Source organism: Paenibacillus sp. USHLN196 (assembly GCF_037144955.1).
In the GTDB taxonomy this organism is placed as follows: domain Bacteria; phylum Bacillota; class Bacilli; order Paenibacillales; family Paenibacillaceae; genus Paenibacillus; species Paenibacillus xylanexedens_C.
Genome location: NZ_JBBCYH010000006.1, coordinates 26306 through 46742 on the forward strand (window position 1 = coordinate 26306; position 20437 = coordinate 46742).

General features: G+C 47.8%; 9 protein-coding genes. 1 reads left to right on the forward strand and 8 read right to left on the reverse strand.

Going from position 1 to position 20437, the window contains the following annotated elements:
• The first annotated feature begins 118 nt into the window (after positions 1-118).
• A complete protein-coding gene (locus tag WFI24_RS15965) occupies positions 119-2584 on the forward strand; it encodes an O-antigen ligase family protein (protein WP_336762298.1) in 2466 nt (821 codons plus the stop codon).
• Between the two features lie 103 nt (positions 2585-2687).
• Here WFI24_RS15965 and galU read toward each other — a convergent pair whose 3' ends face one another.
• The 8 genes from galU to uvrB form a co-directional block, all read right to left on the reverse strand.
• On the reverse strand, positions 2688-3566 hold the full coding sequence (gene galU / locus WFI24_RS15970; protein ID WP_336762300.1) for a UTP--glucose-1-phosphate uridylyltransferase GalU: 879 nt from the start codon (positions 3564-3566) through the stop codon (positions 2688-2690).
• A 303-nt stretch (positions 3567-3869) separates the two neighbouring features.
• Positions 3870-7517, reverse strand: a complete 3648-nt coding sequence (locus tag WFI24_RS15975) for a DEAD/DEAH box helicase (RefSeq protein WP_336762301.1) — start codon at positions 7515-7517, stop codon at positions 3870-3872.
• Between the two features lie 72 nt (positions 7518-7589).
• Positions 7590-10103, reverse strand: coding sequence for a U32 family peptidase (locus WFI24_RS15980; RefSeq protein WP_017692029.1), 2514 nt, complete (start codon positions 10101-10103; stop codon positions 7590-7592).
• A 496-nt stretch (positions 10104-10599) separates the two neighbouring features.
• On the reverse strand, positions 10600-12552 hold the full coding sequence (locus WFI24_RS15985; RefSeq protein ID WP_336762307.1) for a stalk domain-containing protein: 1953 nt from the start codon (positions 12550-12552) through the stop codon (positions 10600-10602).
• Positions 12539-13705: a S1C family serine protease gene (locus WFI24_RS15990; RefSeq protein WP_336762309.1), complete on the reverse strand. Its 1167-nt coding sequence runs from the start codon at positions 13703-13705 to the stop codon at positions 12539-12541. The genes WFI24_RS15985 and WFI24_RS15990 overlap by 14 nt, the downstream gene beginning before the upstream one ends.
• Positions 13706-13981: 276 nt before the next feature.
• The gene (locus WFI24_RS15995) at positions 13982-14194 is read right to left on the reverse strand and encodes a hypothetical protein (RefSeq protein ID WP_062837045.1); all 213 of its coding nucleotides are present in this window, start codon (positions 14192-14194) and stop codon (positions 13982-13984) included.
• Positions 14195-14720: 526 nt separating this feature from the next.
• Positions 14721-17579 (reverse strand): excinuclease ABC subunit UvrA, encoded by a 2859-nt coding sequence (gene uvrA / locus WFI24_RS16000; RefSeq protein ID WP_336762313.1) that lies wholly within the window; start codon positions 17577-17579, stop codon positions 14721-14723.
• Between the two features lie 741 nt (positions 17580-18320).
• Positions 18321-20312 carry an excinuclease ABC subunit UvrB gene (uvrB, locus tag WFI24_RS16005; protein ID WP_091013102.1) on the reverse strand — a complete coding sequence of 664 codons (1992 nt, stop codon included), beginning with the start codon at positions 20310-20312 and terminating at the stop codon, positions 18321-18323.
• Between the last annotated feature and the right edge of the window lie 125 nt (positions 20313-20437).

Sequence of the window (20437 nt, forward strand, 5' to 3'; positions counted from 1 at the left end):
TTTCTTTTTTTTAAAAGTAAATAAATGATTTCTTTTAATTAAAGTATCTAAGTAGATGCAGCATTATAGGGTATGTTAATATATTAAAATGCATCTACAAACAAAGGAGACTCATATCTTGTCGAATCCAGTATACGGGAAACAAAAGAAGACGTCGAGTAAAGGACCTATCTACTCAGCTTCATCAATGCAATGGACCTTGACCATAGGACTTATCTTATTTTTACTCTGGTCCGCCTTTCAAGTTGCGTTATTTAACGGACAATTACTTCAATTTGAGGGACCCATTTATTGGGCAGTTACCATTACAACCCTCCTATTCATTATTTGGGCTGCTGTTTACTTCAAACAGATTAAGTTAGAAACTCAGCAAGACTGGCTAAAGATCGCAGTAACATTACTGCCACTTACCTACGTTCTATCACTTTTAAGTGCAGCATCTCATTACTTGGCAATCAACATGATCCTAATCCAGTGCATTTATGCCATGATTTTCGTCATGACTATGTACCTGCTCAAAAACAACAAAATCAATCATATCATACAATCTTCCTTAATAGGACTTGCATATGTAATTGTCGGATTTGGTTTGTTGAACTGGCTTGGGGCTTCCAATTTGGCAGGTAGGCTAGTTGGATGGTTCTCTTCAGGTGTTGTTAACGGGATATACAATCAAACGATTTGGAACGATGCCAATGGTCCACGGCTTGCATCTGTATTCCAGTACCCGAATACATACGCAGCATTCCTGATGGCATTTTTATTTATTGCTATTTTCAGCATGATCCGCTCCAAAAAAGTGTACACACAGCTATTGCATGGATTCATGCTTGTTCCCATCTTACTCTCCCTGTTGCTTACACTTTCGCGGACAGGTCTTGTGATGATGCCAATCGTTTTTGTAATAATCCTCTTGTTGCTTAAACCAGCAAAACAAATCTTATGGTTCATTTATCTTGTCATTTCAGGAATAGGAACAGTAGCTATCTTGAATCCGGTCAATACCGCCGGACTCGAATTGCAGCAACAGTTTTCCGGTGGAGTTGCAGCCAAAGGTTGGATTTATCTGAGTGCAGCATCCATCATTGTTGCAATCATCATCTGGGCTATTCAACGTTGGATCGCTCCCAAGCTGGAAACAAAGCTCCATACCTGGGGTAAACGTAAAGGTTCAAGCCTGTGGATCCCGCTCGGCTCAGCGCTGCTCGCCATTATCGCAGCAGTGTTGCTGTTAGGTACCAGCGTTCGCAACATTTTGCCTGATAGTATCAGTACGCGTCTGGAAAACATCAACTTCCAGCAGCACAGTGTTCTGGAACGAATCACCTTCTATAAAGATGCCGCAAAGGTCATTGCAGATTACCCATTGATTGGTGCAGGTGGCGGGGCTTGGACTGCGCTATACGAGAAGTATCAGAACAATCCATATGTTAGTGCACAGGCACATAACTTCTTCATGCAGTACCTGGTGGAAGTCGGATTTATCGGATTTATCATTTTCATGGCATTTATTTTGTATATTTTCTATCAATTCGTTCGAAGCTACTTGCGAAGAGACGAAAGCGAAAGAGAATCGCATTTTTTATTTTTCATATTGTCCATGACTATTCTGGTATTGAGTCTTCTCGATTTCAATATGAGTTACGTCTTCATCGGCATGCTGGTGTTTATCGGGTTTGGTGGTATGGCAGCAATGATCGAACCACGACCGGTTCAGCGCTTCAAAGTAAGCCCTTCTACATCACGAGGAATCTATATTACGATTGCAGGACTCTCTATAATACTACTCTTGATCGTATCAGTACGCTTTTTGCAAGCAAATCAATATGCGGAACTAGCCAAAGAGGTCGCTCAAAGTAGCCAAGATTTCCAAGAGATAAAAGCTCCATTAGAAAAAGATCTATCCATTCGCAGCACCCATACTGATTCATTGCTGACACTCTCTTCCTTGTATCAACAAGGCTATGAGCAAACCAAGGACGATCAGTTTTATAACACTTCTCTTGAATTACTTCAAAGAGGTAATGCAGCTGAACCTTATAACAAGAGCGTAGTAACCCAAATGGTACATCTCTATGATCTAAGAGCAGATTATGATGCAGCCTACGCTCTCCAAAAAGAGTACGCCGCTAACTACGTATGGGATATGGAATGGTATGAGCAGTTAATCACCCGTTCGTTCGATCTAGGATATCAAGCACTTGGACAAGGCGATACGGCTAAGAAGGAATCTTACTTCAATTCAGGTCTGGAGGCTTACCAGCACGTTGTTGATGGAGTGGAACATCTGAAGACTCTTCCGGAAGGACAACTTCAAGGACAGCCATTCGAGCTGACTCCAACAATGATTCTGAATGCGGGGAAAATAAAATACATGTTAAACGATTCAGCTGGAGCTGCTACTATCCTTAAGGGTGGAATTGCAGACGATCTGACCGATGCTACCAACCGTGAAATTGCTCGTTGGTACCTTGCGGCCCTAACTAAAGATGGGCAACAAGATCAAGCTATATATGATAAACTTATCGCTGTTGCACCTAATGAAGCAGACGAGATTAAACAGATAGCAGAACTGAATTTCTAACAACAAAATGCACTAGTGGTCCTCAATAATTCCACACACACAAAAAAGGTTTGCCTTCATCAAAGGGCAAACCTTTTTTGTGATCTAATTCATTAGGGATGTGTTAGTTCGATTCTGTTATCTTCTTTAAATACTTCAACAAATCCTCCCGCAGATCCGGGCGTTGCAATGCATAATGTATGGTCGTTTCAATGAAACCTAACTTCTCACCAACATCATGACGCAGTCCATCAAAGTGATATGCGAGAATCTGCCGTTGCTCATTCAACCGGGACAAGGCATCCGTAAGTTGAATTTCTCCTCCGACGCCAGCCGATTGCTGACCCAGGATCTCGAAGATATCCGGTGTAAGAATATAACGTCCCATAATGGCCAGGTTCGAGGGCGAATCTTCGGTCTTCGGTTTCTCGATTAGGCGGCGGGCGCGAAAGACACGTTTATCGGTACGGGTCAGTAACTCTCCGTCCACAATCCCGTAGCGGGACACCTCGCTCCAATCAACAGGCTGTACACCAACGATTGGAGACTGCAGCTCATCGTAGACTTCGATCATCTGCTTCAGGCAGGGATGGTCTGCTTCCACAATGTCATCCCCTAACAGGACCGCAAAAGGCTCATTACCGATAAACTTGCGTGCGCACCAGATGGCGTGACCAAGTCCCTTCGGTTCCTTTTGACGGATATAATGGATGTCTGCCATCTCGGAGGGTTTGCGGACTTCGTTCAGCAAGTCCCACTTCTGTTTATCCGCTAGATTCTGCTCCAGCTCAAATGAATAATCGAAGTGATCTTCAATGGCCCGCTTCCCTTTACCTGTCACAATAATGATATCTTCAATGCCAGAAGCTACGGCTTCTTCAATAATGTACTGGATCGTTGGCTTGTCCACGATGGGCAGCATTTCCTTAGGCATCGCCTTGGTCGCAGGCAAAAATCGGGTACCCAGCCCCGCTGCTGGAATTATCGCTTTGCGAATACGCATACGAACCCACTCCTTTTGCTAAACAAGTTGAACTAAAGATTATTTACACTGACACTACGATAACAGAACAACCTTCCAATCGCTGTTATCCCCAGATTTTTTGATTCCCTTTTCTAAAGGGGAAAATCCGGGGATAGCATATGCTTCCGATGCAGCTTTCTTTCAGAAAGCTTTTAGGCGAACGCTTCGCTTTTTCAGGTTATTTCTGTCCTCTCCGTTATCATGTAAATGATTAGTTCAACTTATATAGATACATATTTTCATATATTTAATGCTTCTGAGTGCTACGATGCTTGGACTCCATTATACCATCAACAATTCGCGGATATCCTGTTCGGACAAGGTCGTCGATCCCCCATCTCCCGGTTCGATCACTTCGGCAATCAAGTCCTTCTTCCGCTGCTGTAGCTCCAGAATCTTCTCTTCGATCGTACCTTCGGTAACCAGACGGATAACTTGCACGACTTGTTTCTGTCCCATGCGATGGGCTCGCCCAATGGCCTGTTCTTCCACCGCAGGATTCCACCACAGATCATATAATATAACGGTATCTGCACCTGTTAAGTTTAGTCCCGTTCCTCCAGCCTTCAGGGAAATCAGGAACAATTCTGCTTCGCCCTCATTAAATCTGCGGCACATCTCGACACGGCTCTGTGCAGGGGTCTGACCATCGAGGTAAAACAGGTTTCTTCCCTGTGCCGTGAGCGTCTGACGAATCAGGTTCAACATGCTCGCAAATTGGGAGAAAATAAGAATACGTTTGCCTGCGGCCAAACAATCCTCGACCGTTTCAAGCAACTGTTCCATTTTCCCAGAATCGCCTTGATAGCCTTCGACAAAGAGGGCCGGATGACAACACAACTGACGCAAGCGCGTGATGCCCGCCAGAATTTTGATACGATTCTTCTGGAATCCGTTATCCTCCATGTCCTTCGATGCTTCATCCTGAAGCTGGGAGAGGTATGCAGTGTACAATTTTTTCTGTTCAACCGTAAGCTCTGACCGCTGTACCGTTTCAATTCGATCAGGCAATTCTTCCAGCACATCCTTCTTCAGGCGGCGCAGAATAAACGGACGTACCATTCGCGAGATCCGTTCCGGGGGAAGGTCACGGAATCTTCTGTAACTTGGAAACAACCCAGGGAATACGGCTTCAAAAATGGACCACAATTCATCCAGCGAGTTCTCCACAGGTGTACCTGTGAGTGCAAAACGGCGCGGGGCTTGAATTTGTTTGACTGCCTGCGCAGTCTGGGAAGAAGCATTCTTAATCGCCTGAGCTTCATCCAGAATGAGAGTATGGAATGTTCGGCCTAGATAGGTGTCTAGATCCCGGCGCAACAAAGGATAAGACGTCACAATCACATCTGCCTCATCCATGCCTGAAAGCATGCTGGCTCGTTCTTCTTTCTGACCGGCAGCGATCAGGACTTTCAGATGCGGGGCGAACCGCGTAAACTCATTGGCCCAGTTATAGGTTAGCGAGGCAGGCGCCACGACAAGTACCGGAGGGTGAATGACCCTCGTTCGGATCGTCAGTCCATCCTGCTGCATCGTGGACCATAGGCCATCCGTATTCTCTGAGGCCATCCTATCCAATGGGAGACCAGTTTCGTGGTCGATGCCAGCAGTAGCCTCCGTTGTACCGCCCCATAGCGATCCGCTCTCCCGGTATTTATCAACGCCCGTATTGTCCATATTGTACTCGGGCTTTTCCTCAAGCACCGCTGTAATATAGGCGATGCTTTGCAATGTTTTGCCAAGTCCCATATCATCCGCCAGAATGCCGCCAAAACGATAATAGGCGAGGGTACGCAGCCACTGGTATCCACTGTTCTGATAATCCCGCAGGATGGGAGTGAGAGCTTCTGGCAATGCAAAATCCATCCGCTCGGGATCTCGGAGATCATCAAGGAAACGTTTCAGAGAACCTCCCCACTTCACATGACCTGAAACTTCATCTCTGCCTGGCAATTGTAACGCCCGAACAGCTGGCAGCCGGATATGGCTGCCTTTGATGTCATCTGCTCCAAGTCCCAGTGAATCGGCCATGTGAGCGAAACTGTCTGCACCTTCATTTTCAAGCGACAGAAAGACACCGCTCTTGAGACGGAAATACGGTTTCTTTTCCACAATGCGACGCATGAGTTCCTGAAGTTCCTGCTCGTCCACACCTTCCATCTCGAATGAGATCTCCAGCCAGTCCAGTCCTCTCCCCAAGTCTGCTCGGACTTTCGGTGGTGTCGGATAGGATTGCACCATCGCCTTCACGGCGTTCGGCATGTAGATGTCTACCTGTTTCTCAAGCTCAGGCAACAGATGATACATGACATCATAGATCGCATCTTCCCGTTCACTCGCCCAGACACTACCATCACGTTCCAGGAAAGAACGATCGAGCCGTTCAATCAGATTCCGCTCTTTGTATCGATCACGCACCAAAATAACCTTTTTCTCTTCTTCATCTATTAAATACTCTGCAAGCGGATTAATAACCATGACCTCATAGTCGAATTCCAGACGCGCTGTAATACGCTCACGATAGAAGTCGATGTAAAGCTTCGGTGAGAGTTCCGGTTCCGCGATCTGTTCACGCACCTGTGAATCAATAGACAGATGGCCGAGCGTACGCAGTTCTGGCACGACATGCTGTACGAACTCATCCACCTGCTGGGTCGAAATATCAATGCTTTCCTTGATCCCATATGAGGTAAGTGCTCCACTCAAGTCCTCCAGACTTCGCATCTGCATCGGCTCCAACATGTGCAACTGCCCTTCCACCACAGCGGCATCATAAGCAGGGAGAAGAATCAGCTCACGCAGTCCGGAAATTTCAAGCTGATATCCTTCATTCGCTCCCTGGGCGATCCGGTAGTATAAAGGAAGTACCCCCTCACCCAGTGTGAGTGGTCCATTGGCAAATCCCGTGCCCTCCATCCGGCTGTCTGCCTGTAGCAGCAATTCCAGCAATGGCTTCCATACGAGCGGAGCAATCAATATATCCCGTCCGTCCGAAGCTCCCAGATAACCGGAGATGGATTGGCGATAGGCCTCCTCACTCTGTCTCATTCGAATAAGCATCGAGAGAATGGCCTGATCCTGCGGAGTGAAAACATGCATTAATGGATCATAGTGGAACAGTTTGGTAAATGACATTGGCTCGCCCTTCTCGATGCAGTTCAGGAATTGCTTCACTTTCTGCACCACATACAGACGTTTGTTACCCACTTTCAATTCAAGAGCGAGTTTCCCACCACCCTTGTGAACCTGTGTCAGCTTACATATAAACTGAACCTGCAATTCTTCCCGCAGGGAGGAACGGCTGACAGGGGCCGTGTATTTTCGATCATTTCCATGCAGCGGTCTCCGATCCTTGGCAAACATGGACAGAATCTGATCCGCCGTACGGTATGAAGGCTTATCTGCCGAACGGCCCCAACCTGAAGCTGAGCTTGGGCGACCTGCCTTGGCAAAGTGAACGGGTAGATGTTCTGGTGCATCATTGAAGTGCTCTGGTTGTGAAGGAGACTGTGGTCGCTCCCACATGCTCTCTTCGACTAGCGTCCCAACTCTGGACTTGGAACCTGTGCTGGAGGTATTGGCTCCTTGGCCTGTAGAAGACGGAGAGGGCTTCCCAGAAGCAATAGCTGCATTGCGCTCCTGCTGCTCACCCCATTCGTGAATAGCCAAGAGGATGGCAGCCACATGTTTGCAATAGTCATAATGTCTGCCGTCACCCGGACAACTGCAGCCTGCCACAATCTCTCCCGCTCCATCCACATCCACCGTCACCTGGTAGCGTTCGGTTCCACGTACCTGTGCTTCATAATGAAGCTGATCCTCACTGACCACCAGATTAGTCACCCGGCCAGACTGGTTATAATCTTCTCCACGCTTGAATGCCGTGACTCCGCACAGCAATTTGATATCCATGATTGTGAATGGCGTCACGCTTCTTCGCCTCCTGTGCCATGATGTAAAAAAACCCCAAGAGCTCCTTAAAGCAGAGTTTGGGGTTGCTGTTTATTTCACCAATTGACCACGTGTAACGCCCAGTTGGTTCGTTGCTTTTAGGGTTTTCCACACTTGTGTGCCACTGATCTCGCCGCGCAATGCACGGTTGTACAGATCAATAACCTCACGTACCTGCTCCGGTGTCTCTTCCAGGAATTCCACACGGTAACGGGATACACCCAGATCCATAAAGTTGGTCAGATACTCGGCACCTGACTGCTCCACTGCATTGTATACCGTATTACGACAGCCTTCATCCACACGTACCGGGTGAGACATACCGATCCGGTCTTGCAATGATGCACGCTGTTCCTCACAAGGACGTCCACAGTTCGTAAAGTCTGTTCCTTCACTCATGAACGTACAGTATACACAGTGCTCGGTGTGGAACATCGGCAGATGCTGATGGATAACCACTTCGGTCTGACTTGTACGGGAGTGGCCCAGCAAATCAACCATTTGTTGAATGTTCAGGTCATAGGATGGCGTAATCCAGTCACAGCCTGCTTCCAGGAACAATTCAACTGCTTTGTGATTGGCGATATTCAATGAGAAGTCGCCGATCAGTTCAGGGTGCTTCGCATCCGGGTTTTCCATCCGGTGGCGAAGGTAGAAGTACAGTGCACCTGTATTACGTACCAATACCGCATCTGGCTTCAGACGCAGGATGTTGTTATGATATCCGTTCTCCCCAGGCATGTGAATACGCGGCGTTGCCAGCGCGATCTTGCGACCAGCGGCATGCACAGCTTCCACGGCTGCCGGGAACTGTTTGATAAACTCGAAGTCGGCATAGATCATGCCGATTCCCGCTTCAATCGCTGCCTCCACTTGTGGCAGGCTGCGGCAGAGTGCGGTCAGTTCTGCTTGACCGCGAGCGACTGGGGATGCCGGTTTAACCGAATCGCCGTACACATCTACCGCTCGTTTCACGTAGACGGGCGGTTTAGGACGCTCGCCCGCGAGTTGTTCTACCGCCTGACGGCGAATGTTATTCAACTCGCGCATCGGGATGATGACGTCACCGTGCAGGTTGACGTCCATTCCTTCCAACTGGAACACGGTGCCTCCCAGACGTCCGAACTGCTCTTCGAGCAATTCATGCGTCATTGGACGCTTCTGCGCGATGTCCAGTTCCATCTCGGAATCAATCCGGACGGTCGTGCCCTTCTGCACGTCTGTCCACCACGTGCTAAGCGGCTGCCCCGGGCTGCCGATGACTTTTACCTTCACCGGGAATACGCGGTATGGCTTCTCGGTCTCGAAGCTTTGACGCAGACGTTTGTCCAGCGCCGGGTCATTCGTTTTCCACACTTTGTCGCCAACCTTCACGCGGCGCAGATCCACGTCACTGCGGCCTGGCACGACATCAACGATCCAACCCTCTTCTGCTTCGCCTTCGAGTTTTACGCCTTTGCGACGTACATCGTATACACGTCCGCCCTCTTCCTTCTGAGTCGGGTCTCCGGCGTCAAATACAATCCCGTCTCCACGTTTCACGGGTGCGTCCAGCTTCAGAACCACACCATCGCGCAACACTTGATCTACACGACCGAGGTAGACACCACGGCTTTTCGGGAACGTTCCATCCACCAGTTCTTTGTTGTTTGTACCGCTCAAGAAACCATGCGTGAATCCACGGGAGAAGCTTTGCTGCAATTCGCGAACTTCTTCCTTGCTTGGCGGCGTGTTATCTCCATCAAAATAACGGTCAATCGCTTTGCGGTATTTGCTTACCACGTTCGCTACGTATTCCGGCGTTTTGAGACGTCCTTCAATTTTGAACGAAGTCACTCCTGCTTCGATCAGTTCCGGCATTAGGTCAATCGCTGCCAGATCCTTCGGAGACAACAGATAAGCTACATCACCCATCGGCTTGTGCACCCCATCCACCATCAGGTCGTATGGAAGACGACAAGCTTGTGCGCACTCCCCACGGTTCGCCGAACGTCCTCCCCACATTTCGGAAGTAAGACACTGCCCCGAGTAAGATACACACAGCGCACCATGAACGAATACTTCCATTGGAAGTTTCGCCTGCTCACCGATCTTCTGGATCTGCTTCAGATTGTTCTCCCGTCCCAGAACGACACGTTCCATATCAAACGGCTTCGTAAACTCGACCGCTTCCGGTGACGTAATCGTCATCTGTGTTGAACCGTGAATCGGGAAATCCGGCGAGATCTCACGGATCATCTTCACCAAACCCAAATCCTGAACAATTACAGCGTCCACACCTGCATCGACACAAGCGTCAATGAGTTCTTTGGCATCCGTCAATTCATTTTCAAAAATCAATATATTAAAGGTCAGAAACCCTTTTACGCCATAACTGTGCAAAAACGCCATAATCTCTGGCAGCTCGTCCATGCGGAAATTGTTCGCCCGTGCCCGTGCATTAAACTTTTCGACTCCGAAGAAAATTGCATCTGCGCCATTGGCTACCGCCGAACGCATACAATCCCAGTCACCAGCGGGTGCCAGAAGTTCAACGTCTTCTCTTCGTATTGTTGCTGTTTTCATGTAGATCCTCCCCATAACCGGCTATCCGCCGGATTTCATCCCTATATCCTTTAAAGCCTGAACACGTCAAGCTTAAGCCTGTACCTTATCCGGTACACCTGCATTGTCATTGAATTGCTATATCTATACATTATGTCTGTATTGCCTGAACTCCAAGCTTACAGTCATCCATATTCATCAGATCAGCAGTCATAACTCCTGAACTAGTATAGTGTACCACTTCTGCACCGACTCTTCTACGCTTTCCTGAAAAAACCGTTTACCATTTTCATTTCCTTTTAAGATTTACACTAGACACTCCGATTGCAGTACCATCTTCCGATCGCTCGATAAACGCGTAGCCTATGCTTCCGATGCAGCTTTCCTTCAGAAAGCTTGTAGCTTCGCTTCTTCAGATCGGTTCTGCACTCTTCGTACCAGTGGTAAATATTTAATTTATCTTATACATAAAACAAATAAACCGGAAGGTCCTTTGACCCTCCGGCAACAATCTCTTTTATTTAATAAAAGTAAATGAGTTCACTGCTTTTTCCAATGCCGCCGCCTGGATTTCTGTCTTATTGGCATCATTCAGACCACTTGTAATCGTATAGGTGGTACCGTCCTTTTCAAACACAATCTGACGACCCTCATACGGCACACCGTTGTCCAGTTCATGATACGTAAAGGAAAATGCAGGCACACCCGCAAACGTTAGCTCCTCACTGCCAAGCAGCTTGAAGTTCTTACGCGTTTTGGTAGCTTCGGCATAAGCCTCTCTCAGTTGACTGACTGTCATCTCGATGGACTTATCCTCGCTCGCCGCAATGGAGAACTCTCCGCCCGTGAAGGTGTACACCACAGGTGAGTATTCGAATTGATCACTATACGGCGTCCAGTACCGCGGAATATCCACACTGTAATGATAACGTTTGGACGTGCGTGTGATTGTCTTCGTTTTGTCTGTCAAATAGGGATCTTCGCCCAGCTGACCGAAGTTATCGGCAACCGTATCAAAATCAATCTCTACACTCTTCATGATCCGTTCAAACCATGCCCGATCTGCAGCCTGCTCTTCAGGGAACGTATACTCCGCATAATAGCGATACCCGTTCTTCTGCAAAAGAACATCAAACTCGGTCTGCCAGCCTCCGCCAAAGTTATAACGGAATTCATTCACCTCGGCAGTCTCTCCCGAGATATCCATCGTATATGAGCCAACCGGCTCGTAACTCTCTGGCGTAAATGTCTCACGCATCCACTTATCCAGTTGACCGCTCCAATCTTTTACCGTTGTACCGGCCTTCGCCGAAGTGATACGCCATTGCAGATACGCACCATCCTTGGCTTCATAGATCATCTGATTGTTGTCCATCGACCAGCCAGCAGGAATCTTCAATTCAATGCCATAGTCATCATTCCACGCGGAGAGCATGCCATTATCTACGGTGGACAGATCCTTAATCGTTCGATCCGACTCCGCATAGGTTGGCTGGAATGAATTGAGCAGCGCCGCACGTTTGCACAGATCTTTATAATTCAAGGCTTGATAATCAGCGAGGTATACATCATATTGACGACCTTCATTGAGATACTGGCGCATCTCCCACAACATGCCGTCTGCATCTTTTACAATAATCCGTGCATATGGCGTTTTGCCTTTCGACACCGCTTCACGATCCAGCACGGTATCTCCCGATTGTTTGGCTTCCTGCACGAGTTGTTGCAACAAATCATCCGAATCAAGAGCCACATCCTGGTCGCTGACGTACACTTCAAGATAATAACTGTTGTCCGCTGCACCAAAAGTCATCATGCGCTCCTGCTCACCGCTCTGGAAAACCATGAGATCCGCAGGATAGTTAATGGACCAGCCGTAAAAACTGTTGCCGATTCTTGTTTTTCCTTCATCCGGATGAAGGCCACCCTCATCGTCCACCGAATCATCGGTTTGCAATAGACGAATAACCATTTCACCGGAACTGCTTGGAGCAAGCGTCGCTCCGATACCAGCAGCAACCGGACGAAGTGGAACCATGAGTACGCCATTCACCATCTTGGGAGCGACACCCATCTCATGTTTCACACCATCCACCCAAGCAATCGAACTGCCAATCGTTAGAGTAACCGTGTGAGGACCTTCCTTGATTTTGACGACATCATTTTTCTCCAGCCGGATTTCACTGCCAAATGCTTTCTTGAATACGCCGACAGGCACCATCGTAACATCCTTGACCTTGTACGGTTTGGCTATGGCCTGCTTATCTCCGTTAATGTAGGCGCTCGTGCTACCTGCTTGGATTCGCAGTTCACTTGTCGTCAGATCAGATGCCCATGCAGGGATTGCCGCACCAATGGCTAGCATCCCAGTTAATACACCTGTGCTCAGCACACGTATGAAAGACTTTTTCATTCCGCTCTTTCGTCCTCTCTCCATCCGGGTTGATCGCCGGGCTTTATTGTTCTTCATCTGCAAGGAAGGCCTCTTCTTCAGCGTCCTGAATATCTGCTCGATCAGCAAGCACCAACGTACGAGTGACGATATCGCCATCCGTCTGCATCAACAGCTTTACCTTTTGCCCGGGCAGATACTTTTTGAGCAACTCATTGATATCCACGACAGAGGACACACGTGTGCCCGCCACACTATAGATGACATCGCCTTCTTTGATTTTGGCTTTTTTTGCTTCAGGAGACAGTACACCCGTGATCGTTAATGGATCATCCGTAGGCAGACCCACTATGGCAGACCAGCTTTCTTCCAGCTGTAACCCCAGACTCGCACGTTTTATTTTGCCATATTCAAAAAACTGATTGATGATATATTGAACGGTATCCACCGGAATCGAAAATCCCAAGCTTTCTATACCGACCGCAGAGAATTTCATGGAGTTAATACCAACCACCTCACCCTTCAGGTTGACCAGCGGTCCTCCGCTATTCCCTGGGTTAATGGCCGTATCGGTCTGAATCAACCGATAGGTCTCCTCTACACCACGATTCAAGCCGCTGATTACCCCTACCGTTGCCGAGTTGCGCAAGGAAAAAGAAATCGGCGTACCTATGGCAATCACCGTCTCGCCAACAGAGATGTTTGAAGCTTTGGCAAAGCTCGCAGGTTTGAGTGATTTGGCATTGATTTTGATTAGCGCGAGATCACTTAGTACATCACTGTATGTTTTCGTAATTTTGTATGTATTGCCATCCGTCGTTACGACCACCGGATCTGTTAATCCGTCAATCACGTGAGCATTCGTCACGATCCATCCATTGGACCGAATAATGACACCTGTACCATGTGCAAGATTATAACGGTCTGATGATGCACCTTCCTGCACTTCGGTAGATTTCCCAATAATACCTACGACCGAAGGAGACACCTTTTCGATCACTTTGGGAATGGCTTCATTTCCCTTGTACGAATACGTTCCGGATTTGGCATCATATTGCCCACTTCCACCAAATGCCTTAACCAGATCCTTGGTGCTCACGTAGACTTGACCATCTACCACTTTAGCTTGCATTCCCACTTTGGATTCAGCCGCACCAGCCGTTGCCACCACACTAATCGAGAGTACAGCAGCCATCAGTATGGCTATCCCCTTTTTACCCAACACACTCATATTCTCACCTGACCCTCTCTATACATCCTTCTTGCGCGACTCGACATCGGATTCATTGCTGAATCTATTCTCTTTTTCTCTCATCTGCAATTCAGGTATCCTTCAATGTATCATACAGAATCTGGATATACAATTGTTTTAAGTCCTATTTTAGTAGAGAAGATAGAATCCTATTCAATCGTTCAGTATAAATGAAAAAAACACCCTCCATGTCTCTCTGGAAAGTGTTCGTCTGTACCTCTTTTGGCTTAAATTCCATCCACTACAGCAGCATTCCTACTGAGCAAACCAACCGGTTATCATCGCATAGTCTGTCATCAGAAATACCAACAGGCTGACTATTGCAAATCCGATCGCAAACAGATTCTTCTTCGGTGCCCGAAGGAGTCGAACGACTCCGATGAAAATCAGGATCGTAAATAAGATGACAAAAATATCAAATGCATTAAAATTCGATGTACTCGCCGTGGCAGCTTCTGCAAACAGCATGGATAGACAGACCTCCTCACCATAGTTGAACAGCTAACGCATACCCTAATATCTTCCTCTATGTTATCTGTACCCTGCTAGTAATGCAAGCCCTATCATCCATAAAAATGAAAAAAATCCAATTTGGCTGGATATCCCTGCAATGCTTGCCCCTACATATATGTAAACACTTTCACGAAAACATTCTATATAAGTTGAATTAATCATTTATACCATAACGGAGAGGACAGAAAAAACCTGAAAAAGCGAAGCGTTCGCCTTTATCACCAGATTCCCCCTTGAAAAAGGGAATGAAAAAATCTGGGGATAACAGCGATTGGAAGGTTGTTCTGTCATCGTAGTGCCAGTGTGAATAACTTAAGTTCAATTTATATGGTTCTGAGGAAGCCTCTACATATCCCACAAAAATAAAACCCTTCTTTTCGCAAGCAGAGCACATCAGATCATAATCCAATGGCTCACACTTCTCGAAAAGAAGGGCTTGTTCACTATCGTTTTTCGTTCAATAATCTCTGACTACAGGGACTTAGTCCACCAATTGCAGCGCCTTACTCCGCTCGGTATCCCGCTCTAGAACTGGCTTCAAGTACTTGCCGGTATAGGAAGCTTCCACTTTAACGATATCCTCAGGTGTTCCAGTTGCAACAATGGTTCCTCCACCACTACCGCCTTCTGGACCCAGATCGACAATATAGTCAGCTGTTTTGATCACATCCAGATTATGCTCAATCACCAAGACTGATTCCCCGGAATCAACCAGACGGTGTAATACGTTCAGCAAACGGTCGATATCATCGACATGCAAACCCGTAGTCGGCTCATCGAGGATGTAGATGGTTTTCCCCGTACTCCGACGATACAGCTCGGAAGCGAGCTTCACGCGCTGGGCTTCACCACCAGACAATGTGGTTGCAGGTTGTCCCAGATTGATATAACCCAGCCCTACATCCATCAGCGTCTGCATTTTGCGATGGATTTTCGGAATGTTCTCGAAAAATTGGGTTGCATCTTCAACCGTCATTTCCAACACATCGGAAATATTTCTGTTTTTATATTTCACTTCAAGCGTTTCCCGATTATATCGTTTGCCTTTGCAGACTTCACAAGGGACATAAACGTCCGGCAAGAAGTGCATCTCGATCTTGATAATGCCGTCTCCACGGCAGGCTTCACAACGTCCGCCTTTAATGTTGAAGCTGAACCGGCCTTTCTTGTATCCACGTACTTTGGCTTCATTCGTCTGAGCGAACAGATCCCGAATATCATCAAAGACACCGGTGTACGTAGCCGGGTTGGAACGTGGTGTCCGCCCGATTGGCGATTGGTCTATATCGATGACTTTATCAATATGCTCCAGACCACGAATTTCTTTATGCTGACCCGGACGTACCCGTGCACGGTTCAGATCACGTGCCAGTGTTTTGTACAGGATCTCATTGATCAATGTGGATTTACCAGATCCAGACACGCCCGTTACCGCGGTAAATACACCTACAGGAATCTTCACATTCAGATTCTTCAGGTTATTTTCTTTGGCTCCGCGTACTTCCAACCAGCGGTCTCCTACACTTCTACGTTCTGTACGAATCGGAATGAATTTGCGCCCACTCAGATATTGTCCGGTTAATGAGTTCTCATCGTTCATGATCTCTTCCGGTGTACCCTGTGACATGATGGTACCTCCGTGGATACCTGCACCTGGGCCAATATCAATAATATAGTCGGCAGCCATCATCGTATCCTCATCATGTTCAACCACGATCAACGTGTTACCAATATCCCGCATATGCGCAAGCGTTGATATCAGACGGTCATTATCCCGTTGATGCAGACCGATACTCGGCTCATCCAGAATGTAGAGTACACCCATCAGGCTGGAACCAATCTGTGTAGCAAGTCTGATCCGCTGCGCTTCTCCACCGGATAATGTTCCGGCAGCACGGCTCAGCGTGAGGTAATCCAGACCGACATTCACCAGGAAGCCGAGACGGCTGTTGATTTCTTTCAAAATCAGTTTGGCAATCGTCTGCTCTTTCTCCGACAATTCCAATGTATCGAAGAATCGGCCAGCTTCACCAATGGACAGACTAGTCACATACGCCATGTTGTGATCATTGATCGTAACCGCGAGACTTTCCCGTTTCAGGCGCTGACCTTTACATGTACCACAAGGCTTCGCACTCATGTAACCCTCGATGAATTCACGGATTCCTTCAGATGCTGTATCCCGGTAACGACGCTCCAGATTATTCACGATACCTTCAAAGGTAACCAGTGCTTCCTTGCGTTGTCCAAAATCGTTCTCATACCGGAAACGGATTTTCTCCGTACCTGTACCCTGCAACAACTTATTCATCTGTTCAGCTGGCAGATCTTCGACAGGCACATTCTGCGGAATGTTGAAGTGTTCACATACCGACTTCAGGAACTGTGGATAATAGGTCGATGTTCCACCTGTCCATGCATCAAAAGCGCCATCTTCAATGGTCTTAGTCCGATCAGGTACGAGCAGATCCGGGTCAACGATCATTTTGACACCCAAACCATCACAATCCGGGCAAGCGCCGAAAGGACTGTTAAAAGAGAACATCCGCGGTGCAAGCTCTTCAATACTGAATCCGCACACCGGACAGGCAAAATTGGAGCTGAAACGTAGCTCTTCTTCACCCATAATGTCTACGAGGAGTTGCCCTCCGGATAGATTAAGTGCTGTTTCAATGGAGTCGGCCAGACGTGCTTGTACATCATCCTTAACGACGATCCGGTCAACGACCACTTCAATCGTATGCTTCTTGTTTTTCTCCAATTGAATATCTTCTGACAGGTCACGCAGCTCCCCGTTCACCCGTACACGGACGAAACCCTGCTTGGACACATCGGCAAATACACTCTTGTGCTCGCCCTTACGACCCGAGATAATGGGTGCCAAAATCTGCAAACGGGTACGCTCTGGGTATTGCATAATACGGTCAACCATTTGTTCTACGGTCTGAGAGCTGATCTCCACGCCGTGGTCTGGACAATGCGGATGACCCACACGTGCAAATAACAGACGCAGGTAATCATAGATTTCAGTCACTGTTCCCACTGTAGAACGCGGGTTACGACTTGTTGTTTTCTGATCTATTGAAATGGCAGGAGACAATCCTTCAATGGAATCCACATCTGGTTTCTCCATTTGACCCAGAAACTGTCTTGCATAGGCTGACAATGATTCTACATATCGCCGCTGTCCTTCGGCATAGATGGTGTCAAAAGCCAGCGAGGACTTACCTGAGCCACTCAGGCCAGTCAATACGACAAAGCGATCACGCGGGATGGTAATGTCGATGTTCTTCAGGTTATGCGCTCGTGCACCTTTAATGACAATGTTATCGCTCGCCAATAGTATTCATCCTCTCAGTGTGTTAATCCAAACCTTTTTAAAGGCTTTTCGATCCCTCCCAAACCCTCCCTTCCAAGGGAGGGCCCCAGAGGGCGCAGCCCTCTGGACACCCGAAACAAGCGGTGCAACGGTGAGGGGTCGGGTCTTGCTATGTGAAGGGTTGTCGTGTGCCCGCGGCTCCACATAAGGTTACGGCTCATTGCCGGAACCTTATGTGGCCGCTCTACTGCGAGGTGACGCTCCCGGCTTCGCCCTGGTCACGTCAGGTCGCCATTGCCTTCGGCTCGGCTCCAAGTTCAACACCGGGGACGCCCTCGGCTTCGCCCTGTTCGCGGCAAGGTCGCCATTGTCTTCGGCTCGGCTCCAAGTTCAACACCGGGGACGCTCTCGGCTTCGCCCTGGTCGCGGAGAGTCGCCATTGCCTTCGGCTCGGCTCCTAGTTCAACACCGTCGACGCTCTCGGCTTCGCCCTGGTCGCGGAGAGTCGCCATTGCCTTTGGCTGGGCTCCCAGTTCAGTACTGAGGCGTTCTGGACTCCCAGAGGGACACGACTCCCAAATGCTTTCTATAAACCTTTTAACCAATTTCAACTTTTCTATCAGTATAGACCTGATTTTAAGTTTTCAACATCTCTTATTATCGGTAGATATCAGCGATTTCCTTACTCAACAAGAGAACGGCCAATTGGCCGTTCTCTTGTTACCGATCTCTCTTTACTGGAGCATATGAATGAGCAGTGTCTTATTCAGCGCGAAGTTCCAGCAACGCATCGCGAAGCTCGGCAGCACGCTCAAACTGCAGGTTTTTGGCTGCATCTTTCATCTCTACCTCTAGGCGCTGAATAAGCGCCTGGCGATCTTTCTTCGACATCTTCTCGGCAGCGCCTGTGAGATAGTCTTTCTTGGATTCAGCAACTTTGGTTGCCTCAATAACATCACGCACTTTTTTGCGAATCGTCTGTGGTGTAATGCCATGTTTCTCGTTGTACTCGATCTGAATCGCACGACGACGTTCGGTTTCCTTTATCGCTTTATCCATCGAATCGGTCACTTTGTCACCGTATAGAATAACGCGACCCTCGCTGTTCCGTGCGGCACGGCCAATCGTTTGGATCAGTGAGCGTTCGGAACGCAGGAATCCTTCCTTATCGGCATCCAATATGGCTACCAAGGATACTTCGGGCAGATCGAGACCTTCCCGGAGCAAGTTAATGCCGATTAGGACATGGAAAACACCCAACCTTAGATCACGTAAAATTGCCATACGCTCTAGTGTCTTGATCTCGGAGTGCAGGTAACGTACCTTAATTCCAACCTCTTTCAGATAATCTGTAAGGTCCTCGGACATCTTCTTCGTTAATGTTGTAATCAACACACGCTCGTCTTTGGCAATCCGGTCGTTAATCTCACCGATCAAGTCATCGATCTGTCCCTTCGTTGGGCGCAATTCAATGATTGGATCAAGCAGACCGGTTGGACGAATAATCTGTTGTACCATCGTATCGGTATGCTCTATCTCATATGGACCTGGCGTTGCCGATACATAGATAATCTGATCCATCTTGCCTTCGAACTCTTCAAATTTGAGCGGACGATTATCCAATGCTGACGGCAGACGGAAACCATGCTCAACCAATACCGTCTTCCGCGCCTGGTCACCATTGTACATCGCACGGATCTGTGGCAGAGTCACATGAGACTCATCGACCACGATCAACATGTCATCCGGGAAGTAATCCATCAGTGTATATGGTGTATCGCCGCGTTCGCGGAAAGTCAGCGGGCCGGAATAGTTCTCAATCCCCGAACAGAAGCCGACTTCCTTCATCATCTCGATATCGTATCGTGTGCGCTGCTCCAGTCGCTGAGCCTCCAGCAACTTCCCTTGTTCACGCAACACTTCAAGACGTTCTTCCAGTTCACGCTCGATGTTCACCAGCGCAACCTTCATCGTCTCTTCTTGCGTTACGAAGTGAGACGCCGGGAAGATGGCAATATGTTCACGTTCGCCAATCAATTCACCGGTTAACACGTCAATCTCCGTAATCTTTTCGATCTCATCACCGAACAATTCAACCCGAATCGCATGTTCGCCCTTGGAGGCAGGGAAGATCTCTACGACATCCCCACGGACACGGAATGTCCCCCGTACAAAGTTAATATCATTCCGCTGATACTGAATCTCTACCAGTCGGGACAAAATCTGATTACGCGGTTTCTCCATACCTACCCGGAGTGACAGCAACATGCTGGAATACGAATGCGGTGAACCCAAACCATAAATACAGGATACACTCGCTACAATAATGACATCCCTGCGCTCAAACAACGAACTGGTCGCTGCGTGACGCAGTTTGTCGATCTCCTCATTAATACTTGAATCCTTCTCGATATACGTATCGGAGGACGGGATATATGCTTCTGGCTGAAAATAATCGTAATAACTGACGAAATACTCAACCATGTTGTTAGGAAAAAAATCTTTGAACTCACTTGCAAGCTGTGCTGCCAGCGTCTTGTTGTGCGCAATAATCAGCGTTGGCCGTTGCAGCTGAGCTATGGTCTGTGCAATGGTGAATGTCTTACCCGTACCCGTTGCACCTAGCAAAGTCTGATACCTTTTCCCCTCCTGAACACCCTTAACCAGTTCTTTAATGGCTGCAGGCTGATCACCTTGGGGAGAAAACTCTGATTCGATTTCGAACGTTTTGTCGCTCATTATAATATCGCTCATTGCCGTATCTCACCCTATCGTCTAAAATAATAGTCACTATATATTGTCGAAGTTCCCCGAATTTTCATATGGGAAAACTTATAGTAATAGGAATATTTGTTCCCGTTCAATTATACCTTGTTCGT

What these genes read in the sequence shown, in the direction of transcription:
- galU (WP_336762300.1), bottom strand. Translation starts at nt 3,566, where the DNA reads ATGCGTATTCGCAAAGCGATAATTCCAGCAGCGGGGCTGGGTACCCGA.
- WFI24_RS15980 (WP_017692029.1), bottom strand. Translation starts at nt 10,103, where the DNA reads ATGAAAACAGCAACAATACGAAGAGAAGACGTTGAACTTCTGGCACCC.
- WFI24_RS15985 (WP_336762307.1), bottom strand. Translation starts at nt 12,552, where the DNA reads ATGAAGAACAATAAAGCCCGGCGATCAACCCGGATGGAGAGAGGACGA.
- WFI24_RS15990 (WP_336762309.1), bottom strand. Translation starts at nt 13,705, where the DNA reads ATGAGTGTGTTGGGTAAAAAGGGGATAGCCATACTGATGGCTGCTGTA.
- WFI24_RS15995 (WP_062837045.1), bottom strand. Translation starts at nt 14,194, where the DNA reads ATGCTGTTTGCAGAAGCTGCCACGGCGAGTACATCGAATTTTAATGCA.
- uvrB (WP_091013102.1), bottom strand. Translation starts at nt 20,312, where the DNA reads ATGAGCGATATTATAATGAGCGACAAAACGTTCGAAATCGAATCAGAG.